At 36.4% G+C, this 18,281-nt stretch carries 19 protein-coding genes and 1 other annotated feature; all 19 genes read left to right on the forward strand.

Annotation, left to right across the window (positions count from 1 at the left end; all coding sequences use genetic code 11):
* Positions 1–96: 96 nt before the first annotated feature.
* The 19 genes from divIB (at position 97) to uraA (ending at position 18,143) form a co-directional block, all read left to right on the forward strand.
* Positions 97–867, forward strand: coding sequence for a cell division protein DivIB (divIB, locus tag AC2CGR_RS18525; protein ID WP_000798232.1), 771 nt, complete (start codon positions 97–99; stop codon positions 865–867).
* 400 nt (positions 868–1,267) lie between these two features.
* Complete coding sequence (gene ftsA / locus AC2CGR_RS18530) at positions 1,268–2,575, forward strand: cell division protein FtsA (protein ID WP_001087553.1); 1,308 nt, start codon at positions 1,268–1,270, stop codon at positions 2,573–2,575.
* Positions 2,576–2,614: 39 nt separating this feature from the next.
* A complete protein-coding gene (gene ftsZ / locus AC2CGR_RS18535) occupies positions 2,615–3,769 on the forward strand; it encodes a cell division protein FtsZ (protein ID WP_000888991.1) in 1,155 nt (384 codons plus the stop codon).
* 313 nt (positions 3,770–4,082) lie between these two features.
* Positions 4,083–5,000 (forward strand): sigma-E processing peptidase SpoIIGA, encoded by a 918-nt coding sequence (spoIIGA, locus tag AC2CGR_RS18540; RefSeq protein ID WP_131100679.1) that lies wholly within the window; start codon positions 4,083–4,085, stop codon positions 4,998–5,000.
* A gap of 19 nt (positions 5,001–5,019) precedes the next feature.
* On the forward strand, positions 5,020–5,739 hold the full coding sequence (gene sigE / locus AC2CGR_RS18545; RefSeq protein ID WP_000976948.1) for an RNA polymerase sporulation sigma factor SigE: 720 nt from the start codon (positions 5,020–5,022) through the stop codon (positions 5,737–5,739).
* Between the two features lie 157 nt (positions 5,740–5,896).
* Complete coding sequence (gene sigG / locus AC2CGR_RS18550) at positions 5,897–6,676, forward strand: RNA polymerase sporulation sigma factor SigG (RefSeq protein WP_000197753.1); 780 nt, start codon at positions 5,897–5,899, stop codon at positions 6,674–6,676.
* Positions 6,677–6,843: 167 nt separating this feature from the next.
* The gene (locus AC2CGR_RS18555; protein ID WP_087966294.1) at positions 6,844–7,128 is read left to right on the forward strand and encodes a YlmC/YmxH family sporulation protein; all 285 of its coding nucleotides are present in this window, start codon (positions 6,844–6,846) and stop codon (positions 7,126–7,128) included.
* 117 nt (positions 7,129–7,245) lie between these two features.
* Complete coding sequence (pgeF, locus tag AC2CGR_RS18560) at positions 7,246–8,064, forward strand: peptidoglycan editing factor PgeF (RefSeq protein WP_087966296.1); 819 nt, start codon at positions 7,246–7,248, stop codon at positions 8,062–8,064.
* Positions 8,061–8,735, forward strand: coding sequence for a YggS family pyridoxal phosphate-dependent enzyme (locus AC2CGR_RS18565; protein ID WP_087966298.1), 675 nt, complete (start codon positions 8,061–8,063; stop codon positions 8,733–8,735). The genes pgeF and AC2CGR_RS18565 overlap by 4 nt, the downstream gene beginning before the upstream one ends.
* A 19-nt stretch (positions 8,736–8,754) precedes the next feature.
* Positions 8,755–9,225: a cell division protein SepF gene (locus AC2CGR_RS18570; protein ID WP_000119136.1), complete on the forward strand. Its 471-nt coding sequence runs from the start codon at positions 8,755–8,757 to the stop codon at positions 9,223–9,225.
* Between the two features lie 6 nt (positions 9,226–9,231).
* Entirely contained in the window at positions 9,232–9,495 is a 264-nt protein-coding gene (locus tag AC2CGR_RS18575; protein WP_000450918.1) for a YggT family protein, read from the forward strand.
* Between the two features lie 15 nt (positions 9,496–9,510).
* Complete coding sequence (locus AC2CGR_RS18580; protein ID WP_042875455.1) at positions 9,511–10,278, forward strand: YlmH family RNA-binding protein; 768 nt, start codon at positions 9,511–9,513, stop codon at positions 10,276–10,278.
* A gap of 89 nt (positions 10,279–10,367) precedes the next feature.
* Positions 10,368–10,874 carry a septum site-determining protein DivIVA gene (gene divIVA / locus AC2CGR_RS18585; protein ID WP_001131611.1) on the forward strand — a complete coding sequence of 169 codons (507 nt, stop codon included), beginning with the start codon at positions 10,368–10,370 and terminating at the stop codon, positions 10,872–10,874.
* Positions 10,875–10,925: 51 nt separating this feature from the next.
* Positions 10,926–11,150 (forward strand) — a binding site (T-box leader).
* A gap of 71 nt (positions 11,151–11,221) precedes the next feature.
* Positions 11,222–13,987, forward strand: a complete 2,766-nt coding sequence (ileS2, locus tag AC2CGR_RS18590; RefSeq protein ID WP_087966299.1) for an isoleucine--tRNA ligase — start codon at positions 11,222–11,224, stop codon at positions 13,985–13,987.
* A gap of 155 nt (positions 13,988–14,142) precedes the next feature.
* Positions 14,143–14,472, forward strand: coding sequence for a TraR/DksA family transcriptional regulator (locus AC2CGR_RS18595; protein ID WP_029439623.1), 330 nt, complete (start codon positions 14,143–14,145; stop codon positions 14,470–14,472).
* Positions 14,473–14,596: 124 nt separating this feature from the next.
* Entirely contained in the window at positions 14,597–15,055 is a 459-nt protein-coding gene (gene lspA, locus AC2CGR_RS18600; protein WP_000642181.1) for a lipoprotein signal peptidase LspA, read from the forward strand.
* Between the two features lie 4 nt (positions 15,056–15,059).
* Positions 15,060–15,968: an RluA family pseudouridine synthase gene (locus AC2CGR_RS18605; protein WP_000005835.1), complete on the forward strand. Its 909-nt coding sequence runs from the start codon at positions 15,060–15,062 to the stop codon at positions 15,966–15,968.
* A 202-nt stretch (positions 15,969–16,170) separates the two neighbouring features.
* Positions 16,171–16,713 (forward strand): bifunctional pyrimidine operon transcriptional regulator/uracil phosphoribosyltransferase, encoded by a 543-nt coding sequence (gene pyrR / locus AC2CGR_RS18610; RefSeq protein WP_001156491.1) that lies wholly within the window; start codon positions 16,171–16,173, stop codon positions 16,711–16,713.
* Between the two features lie 146 nt (positions 16,714–16,859).
* Positions 16,860–18,143, forward strand: a complete 1,284-nt coding sequence (gene uraA, locus AC2CGR_RS18615) for a uracil permease (protein ID WP_000435929.1) — start codon at positions 16,860–16,862, stop codon at positions 18,141–18,143.
* Positions 18,144–18,281 lie beyond the last annotated feature (138 nt).

Raw genomic sequence — 18,281 nt, forward strand, 5'->3', positions numbered from 1 at the left:
GTTATTCGTTCCGCTCATTATCATTTATGTTATAATAAGAAGATAAGAACGGCATGAGGAACATGCCGTTCTTTATGTTACGTAGGGGGATCGTACATGAAAAATAGTAAAGTGATTAAACTACAGGATCGTGTACCAAAGTTGAAAAATCAACAGAAAAAAAACAAGAAAAATGTTAATCATCGGTTGATTTTATACATATCAATTTTATTTTTATTAGTGCTTTTTTTAATTTATTTTCGGTCTCCGCTTAGCAACATAAAAAAGATAAGCGTGTTTGGAAATCATTATATGACAGATGAACAAGTGATGAAGGAATCAGGTGTGACATATGATACAAGTTATTTCCGAGTGACAGCACATAAAGCAGAAGAAAACTTAACGAAGCGAAAAGAAATTAAAGCAGTAAATGTAAAGAAACGTTTTCCAAATAAAATTGACGTTCATATTGAAGAATATTTAACGATTGGTTATATAAACAAAGATGGGAAATTACAACCGTTATTAGAGAATGGGAAAACACTTGATGTACTCCCAAACGGAAAACTTCCTGTTGCAGCGCCAATTTTTGAACCTTTTAAAGAGGAAAAAATGAAGGAGTTAATTGCTGAGCTTGAAAAATTAACCCCAACTATTTTAAGGTCTATTTCTGAAATTCGTTATTCACCGACGAATGCGAATGAAGACCACCTTACTTTATATATGAATGAAGGGTATGAAGTGAGCACTACGATTCAAAATTTCGCAAAACGTATGGAAGCTTATCCACTTATCTTAAAAACAATTGAGCCGGGTAAAAAGGTATTAATTGACTTAGAAGTAGGGGCATATACGAAAGAATTAGGGGCGGAAGAAAAAAAAGAATAGAAAGATAGTGTTCACTACGTTATTGTAGAAAAAACAAAACGAATGTTCTGCTATATGCGTCTGAATTTACAAGAATGGTTCATTTGATGAAAAAGATGTAAAAATTCTTAGATTCATACTAGGATTGGTACAAGTTTCACTTTTCTATGAGTACATCTTAGTGTAGACTTATACTTGGCGGTAATCTTTACACTTGAAATGGAATTATTTCAAGATAAGCAGTTATTCACAGTTTACTGCGATATTCTTAAATGAATGTTAAATAAAAATAAGAAAAATATAGGGTTAAAAAAGGGAAACGTATAAAGACGTTGAATATTTTTCTTATAAATAGTAAAGTTGCGATTGTTGTTCCATATATTGAGTTGTATGGTATAAATAAAGAAGGAGGTGCCAAAGAATGAACAGCAATGAAATATATGTTAGTCTTGACATCGGTACATCCAATGTTAAAGTCATCATTGGTGAAATGGTTAATGACAGCTTAAACATTATAGGTGTTGGAAATGTAAAATCAAATGGTTTAAAGAAGGGATCGATAGTTGATATAGACGAGACTGTTCGATCAATTAAAAAAGCAATTGAGCAAGCTGAGCGCATGGTGGGTATCCACATTGAGCAAGTTGTAGTAGGTGTCAATGCAAACCAGGTACAGCTACTTCCTTGTCACGGAGTAGTCGCTGTTTCAAATGAAGATCGTGAAATCGGGAATGAAGATGTCTTACGCGTTCTAGATGCAGCACAAGTTGTGTCAATTGCTCCAGAACGTGAATTTATTGATGTGGTACCTCGACAGTTCATTGTAGACGGTCTTGACGAGATTAACGATCCGCGCGGGATGATCGGTGTAAGATTAGAAATGGAAGGTACACTTATTACAGGCTCGAGAACTTTACTACATAACCTACTTCGTTGTGTAGAAAAAGCAGGTCTTGAAATTGTTGATATTTGTCTTCAACCTTTAGCGGCTGCAACAGTTGCTATATCTTCAGATGAAAAAAATAGAGGAGTAGCCCTTGTTGATATGGGGGGAGGCTCTACAACTTTATCTATTTTTAAAGATGGAGAGTTACAGGCGACGAGCGTATTGCCATTAGGTGGAGACCATATAACGAAGGATATTGCGATTGGGTTGAAAACTTCAACAGAAAATGCAGATCAAATTAAGTTGAAATATGGACATGCTTTTTATGATACAGCGTCTGAAGAAGAGATGTTTACGGTTCCTATTATGGGAAGCGATCAAACAGAACAATATTCTCAGTTGGAATTATCGGATATAATAGAGGCTCGTGTAGAGGAAATTTTAATGTTTGTTCAAGATGAAGTGCGTAAGTTAGGAGTAAAGCAAGTGGCTTCTGGTTATGTATTAACTGGTGGAATTGCTTCTATGCCAGGTGTTCTTGATCTTGCATATGATATTTTACATGAAAATGTTCGTATAGCAACTCCTGATTATATTGGTGTGCGTGAGCCCCAATATACAAGTGGAGTAGGATTAATTAAACATTCTTATCAAAAAGCTAAATTACGTGGGAAAAATGTGCAGGAAAAGCAAGAGCATTTTGAACCAGTACCAGCACCAGCTCCAACGCCGGTACAACAGCAACCTGCGAAACAAAAAACGCGTAATCAAAACAATAATAATCAAAATGATGACCGTATGATGTCAAAAGTAAAACGTGTATTCCGTTATTTATGGGATTAAAATTGGACACGAAAAATGAGGTTCTAGGGGGATTTCGACATGTTAGAGTTTGATACTACTCAAGATCAATTAGCGAATATAAAAGTTATCGGTGTCGGCGGTGGCGGAAACAATGCTGTAAACCGTATGATTGAACACGGTGTACAAGGTGTAGACTTTATCGCTGTGAATACTGATGCACAAGCATTAAATCTATCAAAAGCTGAAACAAAAATGCAAATTGGTGGAAAATTAACACGTGGACTTGGTGCAGGTGCAAACCCTGAAGTAGGGAAAAAAGCTGCAGAAGAAAGTAAAGAACAGATCCAAGAAGCACTTCGTGGTGCTGATATGGTATTCGTAACTGCTGGTATGGGCGGCGGAACTGGAACTGGTGCAGCTCCAGTTGTTGCTCAAGTAGCAAAAGAATTAGGTGCATTAACAGTTGGTGTTGTAACACGTCCATTTACATTTGAAGGACGTAAGCGTGCAACACAAGCGGCATCTGGTATTGCGGCATTTAAAGAAAATGTAGATACACTTATTGTAATTCCAAACGATCGCTTATTAGAGATTGTTGATAAAAACACGCCAATGTTAGAGGCATTCCGTGAAGCAGATAACGTATTACGTCAAGGTGTTCAAGGTATTTCTGATTTAATTGCAACACCAGGTTTAATTAACTTAGACTTCGCAGACGTAAAAACAATTATGTCTAATAGAGGTTCTGCTTTAATGGGTATTGGTTCTGGTAATGGAGAAAATCGTGCTGCTGAAGCTGCGAAAAAAGCGATTTCTAGTCCATTATTAGAAACATCTATTGATGGAGCTCAAGGCGTTATCATGAATATTACTGGTGGAGCTAACTTAAGCTTATATGAAGTACAAGAAGCGGCAGACATTGTAGCTTCAGCTTCAGATCCAGAAGTGAATATGATCTTCGGTTCGGTTATTAATGAAGGATTAAAAGATGATATCGTTGTAACTGTAATTGCAACTGGTTTTGATGATACAATTGCAACTCAACCACCAAAACCAATTATCCGTCCGAATGTGAATCACACGCAACAACAGCAACAGCCAGTTGCTCAACCACCAAAACAACGTGAAGTAAAACGTGAAATGAAGCGTGAAGAGCCGGTTGTACATGAGCGTCATTCAGATTCAGATGATATCGATATTCCAGCATTCTTACGTAATCGTCGTAGACGATAAAAAAAAAGGAGCATTCATGCTCCTTTTTTGTTTTATACAAGGAAAAGATCTGCTAAGCAGGTCTTTTTTTATTTTATATATTTCAATCTATCCCGCTCTTTGCCGGACAGCACGGTTGGTGCATGGTGATTACAGTTTCACTTTATATGTAAGTAAAAAAATATAGCATTCTATGAAACATATATTTTTATTTTTTACCGACAGATTATGTCTAGAAAGCACAAAATAACAAAAAAACACCTCCGCAAATTGACACACTTTCCTATTGGATATGCATTATACTAGTCTCAACTTAAAAAAAGAGGTGAATTGTTTGGTTGTTTACGCCGACGTTGTTTGGTTGTTAAACGCCTGCATTGATTTTCTTTTACTTTTATTAACAGCTACCGTGTTAAAAAAGAAGATCAAAAGATGGAGGCTTGTGTTAGGGGCATTTATAGGTTCAACCATTGTTATTTTTGCCTTTACTCCTTTTGCTTCTATGATGACACATCCAATTATGAAACTACTGTACTCGTTACTTATTGTGTATACAACATTTGGGTTTACAACATTTAGAAATTATGCACAAACCGTTTTTACTTTTTATTTTGTAACCTTTATGGTTGGCGGAGGGTTAATGGGCACTCATTTCTTTTTGCAAACGAATGAAATGGTAAATGGATTGGTTCAATCTCAGTCAATTTCTTACGGTGATCCAATTAGTTGGTTGTTTGTTATTTTTGGTTTTCCAGTCATTTATTATTTTTCTAAAAAGCGTATTGAAAGCGTAGAGGTCACGAAAATACACTATGATCAAATTGTGAAATTGAAAATTCAATTAGCTGAAGAGGAACTAGAACTCGCAGGTTTAATTGATAGTGGGAATCAACTTTACGACCCGTTAACGAAAACACCTGTTATGATTATGCATATTTCATCATTAGAACATTGTTTACCAACTTGGTTAACAGAACAAATTTATTCCAAAACAGAAATTCCTCAAATACCAGAAAATGATTCTGGTTGGGCGACAAAATTACGCTTAATTCCTTTCCGAGCAGTAGGAGTAGAGAATCAATTTTTATGGGCAATTAAGCCAGACAGTGTACAAATTTATCATGAAGGTAGTTCTATTGTCGTGAACAAAGTATTGATTGGATTGAATACACAACAGTTGTCAACCAATGGAGAGTATCAATGTATTGTGCATCCGAAAATGTTAATTTCGCAAAAAATGGTAATTGCTTAATAATGGGAGGCGGGATAATATGATGAAATTAAAATTTTATTTAGTATACCTTTGGTATAAAGTATTGTTGAAATTAGGAATTAAGACCGATGAAATTTATTATATTGGTGGAAGTGAAGCGTTGCCACCACCGTTAACGAAAGAAGAAGAGGAAGTTCTTTTAAATAAATTGCCAAAAGGAGATCAGGCAGCTAGATCGTTACTAATTGAACGCAACTTACGGCTAGTCGTATATATAGCAAGAAAGTTTGAAAATACAGGGATAAATATTGAAGATTTAATTAGTATTGGAACAATCGGCCTTATTAAAGCAGTCAATACATTTAATCCAGAAAAGAAAATAAAGTTAGCAACATATGCATCACGTTGTATCGAAAATGAAATTTTAATGCATTTACGCCGGAATAATAAAAATCGTTCAGAAGTTTCTTTTGATGAACCGCTTAACATCGATTGGGACGGGAATGAACTTTTATTATCAGATGTATTAGGGACAGACGATGATATTATTACAAAAGATTTAGAAGCTACGGTTGATCGTCATCTTCTAATGAAAGCATTACATCAATTAAATGATCGTGAAAAACAAATTATGGAACTTAGGTTTGGGCTTGCTGGAGGGGAGGAAAAGACACAAAAAGATGTAGCGGATATGCTTGGGATTTCACAGTCATACATTTCGCGTTTAGAAAAAAGAATCATAAAAAGATTACGAAAAGAATTTAATAAAATGGTGTAAAGAATAAGACCAGCCGTTATCTAGGCTGGTCTTATTCATTTTAGTTGTATGAGGAAGGACAACTAAAATGAAAAATGAAGAGAAAACCGCATGCATAAAATCCCCTTCAAAGGAAATACTTTACACTGTACAGCAACTCCCGATAGGAGGGAACACTTTGACGAGAAACAAAGTAGAAATTTGCGGTGTTGATACAGCTAAACTTCCCGTACTAAAAAATGATGAAATGCGTAAATTATTTCGTGAAATGCAAAGTGGAGAGATAAGCGCAAGAGAGAAATTAGTGAATGGAAACTTACGTCTTGTACTGAGCGTCATCCAAAGATTTAATAACAGAGGAGAATATGTTGACGATTTATTTCAAGTTGGTTGTATCGGACTTATGAAATCCATTGATAACTTTGATTTAGGCCAAAATGTAAAATTTTCAACGTATGCTGTGCCGATGATTATTGGGGAAATACGCAGATATTTGCGTGATAACAATCCGATTCGCGTATCTCGCTCATTACGAGATATTGCGTACAAAGCGTTACAAGTAAGAGAAAAATTGATTGCAGAAAATTCAAAAGAACCAACAGCAATGGATATTGCAAAAGTGCTTGAAGTGACTCATGAAGAAATTGTTTTTGCTTTAGATGCAATTCAAGATCCAGTTTCATTATTTGAGCCGATTTATAACGATGGGGGAGATCCTATCTTTGTTATGGATCAGTTAAGTGATGAAAAACAAAAGGACGAGCAGTGGGTTGAAGAGTTAGCACTAAAAGAAGGAATGAAGCGTTTAAATGATCGTGAGAAAATGATTATTCGCAAACGTTTCTTCCAAGGGAAAACACAAATGGAAGTTGCAGAAGAAATTGGGATTTCTCAAGCACAAGTGTCACGTTTAGAGAAATCAGCTATTAAACAAATGAATAAGACGATTCAAGGATAAGGTTTCACCATTTATGGTGAGACCTTTTTATATGCAATATAGTTTGTTTGCGCTCATAGTAGGGTAGCTGTTTTCATATAATGAAAATAATATGAGGTTGGTAAGAGGGTGCTTCCTGTTAATTTGAGAAACAATGTTTTTTCGATTCGTCATATATAAGGGAGAGGATGAAAGTGATACGAATTTCGGAATTGCAGACGAAAGATATAATAAATGTTTCAGACGGAAAAAGGCTTGGGAATATTGGAGATATCGAAATTGATATGAACACAGGGAAGATCGAGTCTATTATTATTTCCAAACAGGCACGTATGTTAGGGATTTTTGGGAAAGACGTAGAAATTGTAATTCCTTGGAAAGAAATTGTGAAAATTGGGGAAGATGTCATACTTGTTAGAGTAAATCCTGTTAATTCTGTAACAGAATCAATACAAACACCGACAATTTCATAAAGAATATTACAAATTCCTCTTTTTTTTCTGTTAGGATTATGAAAAAATAAAAGTATGGTAAAATAGACAGGAAGTACCATGCTTTTTATGTTATTTTAATTAAAAGGAGCCGCTATTATGAGAGAGCCATTTAAATATGTGGACGGTATACTGTATTTACAAGCGTGGAAAGAACTTGGGAACATTACTGCTGGATTTACGACAAAAGATGGTGGGATAAGTACGGGCTCCTTTCATGCGATGAATTTAGGATTACATGTGAATGATATTGTGGAGAACGTTCATGAAAATAGACGCATTTTAGCAAATAAGTTACAAAAACCGTTAGAAAACTGGATTTGCTCTGAACAAGTTCATGATCATCATGTTGAAAAAGTAGGAGAACAGGAAAAAGGAAGTGGCGTTTATTCATATGAAGACGGCATTTCAAAAACAGATGGCATTTATACGACTAATAATGATGTTCTTCTAACATCTTGTTACGCGGATTGTGTTCCACTCTATTTTTATGCACCATCACATGGTATGATAGGACTTGCGCATGCTGGATGGAAAGGGACTGTAAAAGAGATTGCAAAAGAAATGATTCAAAAATGGAATGCAGAAGGGATTTCAAGTGATGAAATTCATGTTGCAATTGGACCAGCAATTGGATCTTGTTGTTACGTTGTTGATGATCGAGTATTAACAGCAGCAGAGCAAGTAGTAAACGGTTCTGTCCCTTATAAAAAAATTTCTGACGGACAGTATGCAATTGATTTAAAAGAAATTAATCGTATATTGTGTTTACAAGTAGGTATAAAAGAAGAGAATATTGTAATGTCATCTCTTTGTACAAGCTGTGAAGAGCAACTGTTTTTCTCTCATCGCCGTGATCAAGGTAAGACGGGGAGAATGTTGAGTTTCATAGGTTTTAAGGAGGAAGAAAGCAAGTGACAGTACAAACAAATTTAACAACTGTAAACGAATCAATTAAACAATCTTGCGTACGAGCGGGACGTTCGTTGCAAGATATTAAACTCGTTGCGGTTACAAAAACGGTAGGAATTGAAAAAACAAACGAAGTAATTCAAGCTGGAATTATCGATTTAGGTGAAAATAGAAATGAAGGTTTCTTACAGAAGTACGAACATTTCGGTTCAAAAGTGAATTGGCATTTTATTGGATCATTACAAACTAGAAAAGTAAAAGAAATCATTAATGAAATCGATTATTTACATTCATTAGACCGTCTTTCACTTGCAAAAGAAATTCAAAAACGTGCGGATAAGAAAGTGAAATGTTTTATTCAAGTGAAAACATCATCTGAAGAATCGAAGCAAGGATTGGCAATAGAAGAAACCGTTTCTTTTATTCAAAGTTTGCAAGAATTGGATAAGATTGAAGTGGTTGGACTAATGACAATGGCTCCGTTTACAGAAGAAGAGGAAGAAATCAGACGCTGTTTTAAGGAGTTACGTATGCTGCAAACAGAGGTGCAGGAGCTAGAATTATTACATGCGCCATGTAAAGAATTATCAATGGGAATGTCTAATGATTACACCATTGCAATTGAAGAAGGTGCTACATATATTCGTTTGGGGACGATTTTAGTAGGAAAAGCGTAAAAGGAAGGAGAATCTTATTATGAGTTGGTCAAAAGTAAAATACTTCTTTTTTGATACACCGGAAGAAAAAGAAGCAGCTCAATATAGTTATGAAAAGGAGCAAACAGACATGAAGAAGCAGCAAGATCCGCCAGAACAACAAGATGTTACGTTTCCAAAAGCGCAACCGAAACAAAATGTTGTGAGCATTGAAACAGCAAAGCAATCTTCAAAAGTTGTTTTATTAGAACCACGCACATATTCGGAAGCGCAAGGAATTGCGGACCATTTAAAAGGTAGACGAGCTGTTGTAATTAATTTACAACGAATGTCTACTGATCAAGCTGTACGTATCGTTGACTTTTTAAGTGGTACTGTATACGCTATAGGCGGGGACATTCAAAAAATAGGACCGAAAACATTTATGTGCACGCCTGAAAATGTAGATATTGTTGGTGCAATTTCAGAGTTATTCGGTGAAGAAGAAGACACAAATATAAAGAGGTGGTAATACGCCATGGAAACAGTTTTAAGGCTTTTAGTTACTGCTATCGAGATATACTCGTGGGCACTTATTATTTACATTCTCCTATCATGGTTCCCAGGTGCAAAGGAATCAACTTTCGGAGATTTTCTTGCGCGTATTTGTGAACCATATTTAGAACCATTTCGCAGATTCATTCCGCCGCTTGGTATGATTGATATCTCACCACTCGTTGCGATTTTTGCGTTGAAACTTGCTACAAGTGGTTTAGTAACTTTATTCGGCTATTTCTTATAGTAAGAGGTTAGATGAATGAGCATCTACGAGCATTTTAGACCTGATGAAGTAGTCTTTGTGGATAAAGTATTAGAGTGGAAGCGAGCAGCGGAGTACCATCAAGTGAAGTTAACAGACTTTCTTGATCCAAGACAACAACAAATTGTCACTATGGTAATAGGACAAGGAGATGTTGCTGTACAATTTGATGGTGCAACGTCTCAAGCAGAGCGCAAAAGAGCACTCATTTATCCGGACTACCTAGTAGTAAATGAAGAGGAATTTCAAGTAGAAGTATTGGAAATTGACTATCCTTCCAAGTTTTATACGCTAGAGCATAGGCAAATATTAGGTACATTTATGTCTCTCGGTTTAACGAGAGAAAAATGTGGTGATATTTTGCTTCAAGAAGATCGTGCCCAAATTGTAGTTGCGAAAGAAGTTGTATCTTATATTGAGATGAACTTACAATCTATAGGAAAAGTAAAAGTCTCCTTATCACCAGTGCAAGGAGAAAAAATTCTACAGATACAAGAAACGTGGGGAGAGAAATCTGGAACGGTTTCTTCACTTCGTTTAGATGTTATGTTAGCTGAAATGTTACATATATCCAGGCAAAAAGTACAACCTCTCATAAAAAATGGTTTAGTAAAAGTGAATTGGAAAACAGTGGAGCAAACCTCTTATGAATGTTATCCAGGAGATGTTTTTTCAGTGAGAGGATATGGGCGTAGTAAATTGTTTTCTGTCGAAGGTAGAACAAAGCGCGACAAATGGAGAATTTTGTATGGTATACTAAAATGATTGGTTTTTTAGAAGGAAATCCTCCTATTTTGTCGAAGAAAAGATATAATTGAAAGAGGAAATTTAGATAACTACTTGGAGGTGGCGTTGTGCCGTTAACACCATTAGATATTCATAACAAAGAATTTGGTCGCGGATTCCGTGGCTATGATGAGGATCAAGTAAATGAGTTTCTTGATCAAATTATCAAAGATTATGAATTAGTCATTCGTGAGAAAAAAGCTTTAGAAGAAAAAGTTGCGCAATTAGAAGGGAAGTTAGATCATTTTTCTAATATTGAAGATACGTTAAACAAATCTATCGTTGTTGCACAAGAAGCAGCGGAAGAAGTGAAACGTAATGCGCAAAAAGAGGCAAAATTAATCGTACGTGAAGCTGAAAAGAATGCAGACCGTATTATTAACGAAGCGTTAGTAAAATCAAGAAAAGTTGCTTTTGATATTGAAGAGCTAAAGAAACAAGCGAAAGTATTCCGCACTCGTTTCCGTATGTTATTAGAAACACAGCTTGAAATGTTAAACAACGATGATTGGGATAAACTAATTGAGTTAGAAGACGAAGTAGACGAGCTGTTGAAAAAAGAAGAAACAGTGTAAGCTTGACGTTTTTCTCATTATTACATATAATTTTAAACAACATATTTATTAAGAAAAACGAAGATAGGGATAAGTACCTTTTTCATACCTTATATAGCGAACTGAGGATGGTGTAAGCTCAGGATAAGGAGATAATGGGAATATCACCCTGGAGTTCCGCGCTGAACAAATAGAGTAAGCGTAGGCGTATATTCGCGTTAAGAATATAAAGAGGATTGTATACATACGTATAGGATCTACTAGGGTGGTACCGCGGGAGACTTTCTCGTCCCTTTTGGGGATGAGAAAGTCTCTTTTTTATTCCGTTTTTTAGGTCTTTCTTTTATACATGTAAGGAGGAATTGAGCATGGAGTACAAAAATACATTACTAATGCCAAAAACAGAGTTCCCAATGCGTGGGAATTTACCAAAACGTGAGCCTGCAATGCAAGAAAAGTGGGCGGAAATGAATATTTATGAAAAGGTACAAGAACATACAAAAGGTCGTCCTTTATTTGTACTGCATGATGGACCTCCATATGCGAATGGTGACATTCATATGGGACATGCATTAAATAAAGTATTAAAAGACTTTATCGTTCGTTATAAATCAATGACTGGTTTCTGTGCACCATATGTCCCAGGTTGGGATACACACGGTTTACCAATTGAACAAGCTTTAACAAATAAAGGTGTAAAGCGTAAAGAAATGACAGTTGCTGAGTTCCGTAAGTTATGTGCAGAGTATGCATATGAACAAGTAGAACGTCAGCGTGAGCAATTTAAGCGTTTAGGTGTACGTGCTGATTGGGATAACCCATACATCACTTTAGAGCCAGCTTATGAAGCACAACAAATTAAAGTGTTTGGTGATATGGCGAAAAAAGGTTATATCTATAAAGGACAAAAACCAGTTTACTGGTCACCAACGAGTGAATCAGCTTTAGCAGAAGCTGAAATTGAATACCAAGATAAAAAATCAGCATCTATTTACGTAGCATTCCCTGTAAAAGATGGAAAGAACGTATTAGAAGGTGATGAGAAATTCATTATCTGGACAACAACACCTTGGACGTTGCCTGCAAACTTAGGTATTTCTGTTCACCCAGAACTTGAATACAGCATCGTGAAAGTAAATGATGAAAAATATATTATTGCTTCTGAACTATTTGAGACAGTTGCAAAAACGTTAGAGTGGGAAAACACTGAAGTTGTGAAAACGGTAAAAGGTAGCGAACTTGAGTATACAGTTGCAAAGCATCCATTCTACGATCGTGATTCATTAGTTATGCTAGGAGATCACGTAACAACAGATGCAGGTACAGGTTGTGTTCATACAGCACCAGGACACGGGGAAGATGACTTCATTGTTGGTAAAAAGTATGGCTTAGAAGTACTTTGCCCAGTTGATGATAAAGGTGTATTAACAGAGGAAGCACCTGGATTTGAAGGCTTATTCTATGATAAAGCTAACAAGCCAATTACAGAAAAATTAGAAGAAGTAGGCGCGTTACTGAAACTAACATTCATCACGCATTCATATCCACATGATTGGAGAACGAAAAAACCTATTATTTTCCGTGCGACAGCACAGTGGTTTGCATCTATTGAAGCATTCCGTAAAGAGTTATTAGAAGCTGTTGCGGAAACGAAATGGGTACCAGCATGGGGCGAAACTCGTCTTCATAACATGGTTCGTGACCGTGGTGACTGGTGTATTTCTCGTCAGCGTGCATGGGGTGTGCCAATTCCAGTATTCTATGCTGAGAATGGTGATCCAATTATTACGGATGAAACAATTAACCACGTAGCAGATTTATTCCGTGAACACGGTTCTAACGTATGGTTTGAGCGTGAAGCGAAAGATCTATTACCAGAAGGATTTACACATCCAGGTAGCCCAAATGGAGAATTCCGTAAAGAAACAGACATTATGGATGTATGGTTCGACTCAGGTTCTTCTCACCAAGCAGTATTAGAAGAGCGCGATGACTTACAACGTCCAGCTGATTTATATTTAGAAGGATCTGACCAATATCGTGGTTGGTTTAACTCTTCATTATCGACAGCAGTTGCTGTAACAGGGAAAGCGCCATATAAAGGCGTACTAAGCCATGGTTTCGTATTAGATGGTGAAGGACGTAAAATGAGTAAGTCGATTGGAAACATCGTCGTACCGAAGAAAATTATGGATCAATTAGGCGGAGATATTTTACGCTTATGGGTATCTTCTGTTGACTATCAATCTGACGTACGTATTTCGGATGATATTTTAAAACAAGTAGCAGAAGTGTATCGTAAAATCCGTAACACATTCCGTTTCTTATTAGGAAACTTAGACGACTTTAAGCCAAGTGAAAATACAGTAGCTGTAGCTGAACTTCGTGAAGTAGATCGTTACATGTTAGTGAAATTAAATGACTTAATTACAAAAGTAAAAGAAGCATATGAGACATACGACTTCGCTGCTGTATATCATGCAATTCATAACTTCTGTACAATTGATTTAAGTTCATTCTACTTAGACTTTGCAAAAGACATTTTATACATTGAAGGTGCGAACCATGAAGATCGTCGTGCAATTCAAACTGTATTATATGATGTTCTTGTTGCATTGACGAAACTTGTAACACCAATCTTACCGCATACAGCTGATGAAGTATGGCCATACATTCCAGGTGTAACAGAAGAAAGTGTACAATTAACTGATATGCCAGCAGCTGTACAATTAGATGGTGCAGAAGCATTAAAAACAAAATGGGATGCATTTATGACATTACGTGATGACGTATTAAAAGCGTTAGAAGTAGCTCGTAATGAAAAGGTAATTGGTAAGTCATTAAATGCAAGCATTACGCTATATCCAACTGCAGAAATGAAAGCTATGTTAGAGTCTATTAACGAAGACTTAAAGCAATTATTCATCGTTTCTGAGTACAAACTTGGTGGCATGATGGAAGAAGCGCCAGCAGATGCACCGAAGTATGAACATACAGCGGTTGTTGTTGCTCAAGCAACTGGTGAAACATGTGAACGTTGTTGGGTAGTTTCAGAAACAATTGGTAAAGATGCTGAACATGAAACATTATGTGAGCGTTGTGCAACGGTTGTTAAAGAAAATTATGTAAAATAATAAGGGATGACTGCACGTAAAGTGCAGTCGTTTTTTTGTTAACAGTATATTGAAATAACTTTCACTCTCTTTCCTATGAAGGAAAAATGTGTGAGAGGTAAGCATATAAATTTCGGACACACTAATCGTACATTGCAACTGGGAGGAATGTACACGTGAATGAAATGTATATGGAAATCAAAGAAGAATTGCAATTGATGCGTAAAGAGTTACAAGAGAGGCTAGCAAAAGAGGTTATGTACAAATATAATACAGAGTTTAGCGAAGAGCTTGGATATGAAATGAAGGAAGAGATAAAGAAAAAACTGTTATTACATGATATAAAAGAGGATTTAAAAGATGTAGAACGTGCATTATTTAAAATGGAAATAGATATGTATGGTATTTGTGAAGAAACAGGGAGAGTCATTTCGGTAAAACAAATGAAAACAATGCCGACTGCCCGTACCATTCATGAATTTTTCTATGAAAAAGTAAATGTATGAATGTGCACAACGATATTATATTACCTTTTTTTAATTTATTTTATTCTTCTATAAAGGTTCATTGTGAAAAGGTTGCAGCTATGCTAAAATTTTGAGGTACACTGTCTTTGTGGGGGAAATGAAAATGATATATTATGTAATAGCGTTATTTGTCATTGCCATCGATCAAATATCGAAATGGCTAATTGTAAAGAACATGGAATTGGGTACGAGCATTCCGATTATCGATAATGTATTATACATAACATCACATCGAAATAGAGGAGCTGCCTGGGGCATTTTAGAAAATAAAATGTGGTTCTTCTACATTATTACAGTCGTTTTTGTAGTATTTATCGTATTTTATATGAAAAAATATGCGAAAACAGACAAGCTTCTAGGAATTTCATTAGGTCTAATTTTAGGCGGAGCAATTGGTAATTTTATTGATCGTGTATTTAGACAAGAAGTAGTGGATTTCATTCACGTGTATATTTTCTCGTACAACTATCCAGTATTCAATATAGCTGATTCAGCATTATGTATTGGTGTTGTATTAATTATTATTCAAACATTATTAGAAGGCAAGAAAACGAAGGAGTAATTGAATGAGTGAAGTAGTACAAGTAACAGTTGCAGAAGAACAAAAAAACGAGCGAATTGATAAATTCGTTGCAGGAATAAATAATGAATGGTCACGTACACAAGTACAGCAATGGATTAAAGATGACGTCGTGACAGTTAATGGAAAAGCGGTAAAAGGGAATTATAAAGTTAAAGAAAATGATGAAATTACAGTGACGATTCCTGAGCCAGAAGAGTTAGATATTCAGCCAGAAGATATGAACTTAGAAATTTATTATGAAGATGCAGATGTATTAGTTGTTAATAAGCCACGTGGTATGGTTGTACATCCAGCGCCTGGTCATACAAGTGGTACGCTTGTGAACGGTCTTATGCACCATTGTACAGACTTATCGGGCATTAACGGTGTAATGCGCCCAGGTATCGTGCATCGTATTGATAAAGATACATCAGGCCTATTAATGGTTGCTAAAAATGATATGGCACACGAATCACTTGTAAATCAACTTGTAGCAAAAACAGTAACAAGACGTTACAAAGCGATTGTACACGGTGTTATTCCGCATGATAAGGGAACAATTGATGCTCCGATTGCTCGTGATAAGAAAGAACGTCAAAGTATGACGGTTGATGAAAATGGTAAGCATGCTGTTACGCATTTCCAAGTGTTAGAGCGATTCAAAGATTTCACACTTGTAGAATGTCGCTTAGAAACAGGGCGTACACACCAAATTCGTGTTCATATGAAATATATTGGCTATCCACTTGCAGGAGATCCAAAGTATGGACCAAAGAAAACATTAGACATGAATGGACAAGCGCTTCACGCAGGTATTTTAGGATTTGACCATCCTCGTACTGGTGAATATATTCAGTTTGAGGCACCGATTCCAGAAGTGTTTGAAGACGCATTAAATATTTTACGAAAATAGTATTGACAAATCATACGAAAACTGAGATACTGACAACAGTTAAATAATGATCCTTTAACACAGCCCCGTGAGGTTGAGAAGGTAACGGTTTGAAATGCATAGGGTATGCTGTACCCTTTTTCAAAAGTCCTCTCGCACACGCTGAGAGGACTTTTTTTATACCATTACTCTCACGCAAGAAAAAAGCTTGGAGGTGTAGAGCATGCAAGAGAAAGCTGTCGTTTTAGATGACCAAATGATTCGCCGCGCTTTAACACGAATTAGTCATGAAATCGTGGAACGAAATAAAGGTGTCGATAATTGTGTTCTTGTCGGAATTAAAACGCGTGGAATTTTTATTGCACAACGTTTGGCAGAACGAATTGGTCAAATTGAAGGAAAAGAAATGGAAGTTGGAGAGTTAGACATTACGTTATATCGAGATGATTTAACACTACAATCGAAAAATAAAGAACCACTTGTAAAAGGTTCTGATATCCCTGTAGATATTACGAAGAAAAAAGTTATCCTTGTGGATGATGTATTATATACAGGCAGAACTGTTCGAGCAGCAATGGATGCTCTTATGGATTTAGGTAGACCATCACAAATCCAACTAGCGGTTCTTGTTGATAGAGGTCATCGTGAACTACCAATTCGCGCTGATTATGTAGGAAAGAACATTCCAACATCAAGTGAAGAGCGTATCGAAGTTGATTTGCAAGAGACAGATCAACAAGATCGAGTAAGCATATACGATAAGTAAAGCCCTTTTAAATGTAGTCCTGTGAGGCTGCCAAAGGGTCTTGGCTTTCATATGTCAAATTTGGCATATGAAAGTGTAGGACTCTTTGTGCACAGGCACAAAGAGTTTTTTTATTGCAAAGATTTAAACTGAAGGAGGATGTAACAATGGAACAAAAGCCAGTGTTAGACGTTAATGAAGTACCGAAACCGGGAAAATGGTTATTTTTAAGTATACAACATTTGTTCGCGATGTTTGGATCAACAGTGCTTGTTCCGTTTTTAACAGGATTGAATCCGTCAGTAGCATTAATATCAAGTGGATTAGGAACGTTAGCGTTTCTTCTTATAACGAAAGGTCAAGTACCTGCCTATCTTGGATCATCATTCGCCTTTATCGCACCGATTATAACAGCGAAAACGGCAGGGGGACCCGGAGCAGCAATGCTTGGTGGTTTGCTAGCAGGACTTGTATACATCTTAATCTCACTCGGAATTAAGAAATCAGGATCAGAGTGGATTATGAAATTACTACCACCAATCGTAGTTGGTCCAGTAGTAATGGTAATCGGGCTAGCTTTAGCACATACAGCAGTTAACATGGCGATGAATGGTGCGGATGGCAAATATAGCTTTACACACTTTTCAGTAGCATTAGTAACATTAGCAATTACAATTATATGCTCAATATTCGGAAGAGGATTTTTCAGTATCATACCCGTGTTACTTGGCATTATCGGCGGATATATCTTCGCTTACTTCCAAGGGCTAGTAGACTTAAAGCCGGTAGCTGAGGCAAAATGGTTTGTTGTACCAGATTTCACAGTACCATTTGTAACATACACACCAGAGTTTTCATGGAAGATTGTACTCTTGATGGTACCAGTTGCACTAGTAACAATTTCAGAACATATCGGACATCAAATTGTATTAGGAAATGTTATTAAAAGAGATTTAATTAAAAAACCAGGTTTACACCGTTCAATCTTCGGTGATGGAGTAGCCACATTAATCGCATCACTAATCGGTGGACCACCGAATACAACGTATGGTGAAAACATCGGTGTGCTAGCAATTACAAGAGCGTACAGTGTATACTTATTCATCGGTTCAGCGGTATTCGCAATCATGTTCGGATTTATCGGTAAGATTTCTGCACTGATTCATTCAATCCCAACACCAGTTATGGGTGGTGTATCAATCTTACTATTCGGTGTAATCGCATCAAGCGGATTACGCATGATGGTAGACGATAAAACAGATTTAAGTGACAAACGAAACTTAATGATTGCATCAGTAATACTAGTAATCGGTATTGGTGGAGCGGTACTTCACGTAGGAGAATCATTCCAAGTAGAAGGAATGGCACTAGCAGCAATTGTAGGTGTACTGTTAAATCTACTACTACCGGAAACGAAACAAATAAAACAATCTAAGCAGATTGCTTCATAATAATAACCTTTTAATTCAGTCCTGTGAGACCGGAAAGGGTGGCTTCTTTCTTGCACCCTAGTCTCACACGACTAGGGTATTTTTATGCAAAGGTTGTTATAAAAATACAAAAGTGGTAACATAAAAATCAGAAAGATG

It is taken from the genome of Bacillus sp. LSHTCR4, assembly GCF_057197025.1.

Coding starts and splice junctions, on each gene's coding strand:
- divIB (WP_000798232.1), top strand. CDS start 97: ATGAAAAATAGTAAAGTGATTAAACTACAGGATCGTGTACCAAAGTTG.
- ftsA (WP_001087553.1), top strand. CDS start 1,268: ATGAACAGCAATGAAATATATGTTAGTCTTGACATCGGTACATCCAAT.
- ftsZ (WP_000888991.1), top strand. CDS start 2,615: ATGTTAGAGTTTGATACTACTCAAGATCAATTAGCGAATATAAAAGTT.
- sigE (WP_000976948.1), top strand. CDS start 5,020: ATGATGAAATTAAAATTTTATTTAGTATACCTTTGGTATAAAGTATTG.
- AC2CGR_RS18555 (WP_087966294.1), top strand. CDS start 6,844: ATGAAAGTGATACGAATTTCGGAATTGCAGACGAAAGATATAATAAAT.
- pgeF (WP_087966296.1), top strand. CDS start 7,246: ATGAGAGAGCCATTTAAATATGTGGACGGTATACTGTATTTACAAGCG.
- AC2CGR_RS18570 (WP_000119136.1), top strand. CDS start 8,755: ATGAGTTGGTCAAAAGTAAAATACTTCTTTTTTGATACACCGGAAGAA.
- AC2CGR_RS18575 (WP_000450918.1), top strand. CDS start 9,232: ATGGAAACAGTTTTAAGGCTTTTAGTTACTGCTATCGAGATATACTCG.
- AC2CGR_RS18580 (WP_042875455.1), top strand. CDS start 9,511: ATGAGCATCTACGAGCATTTTAGACCTGATGAAGTAGTCTTTGTGGAT.
- ileS2 (WP_087966299.1), top strand. CDS start 11,222: ATGGAGTACAAAAATACATTACTAATGCCAAAAACAGAGTTCCCAATG.
- lspA (WP_000642181.1), top strand. CDS start 14,597: ATGATATATTATGTAATAGCGTTATTTGTCATTGCCATCGATCAAATA.
- AC2CGR_RS18605 (WP_000005835.1), top strand. CDS start 15,060: ATGAGTGAAGTAGTACAAGTAACAGTTGCAGAAGAACAAAAAAACGAG.
- pyrR (WP_001156491.1), top strand. CDS start 16,171: ATGCAAGAGAAAGCTGTCGTTTTAGATGACCAAATGATTCGCCGCGCT.
- uraA (WP_000435929.1), top strand. CDS start 16,860: ATGGAACAAAAGCCAGTGTTAGACGTTAATGAAGTACCGAAACCGGGA.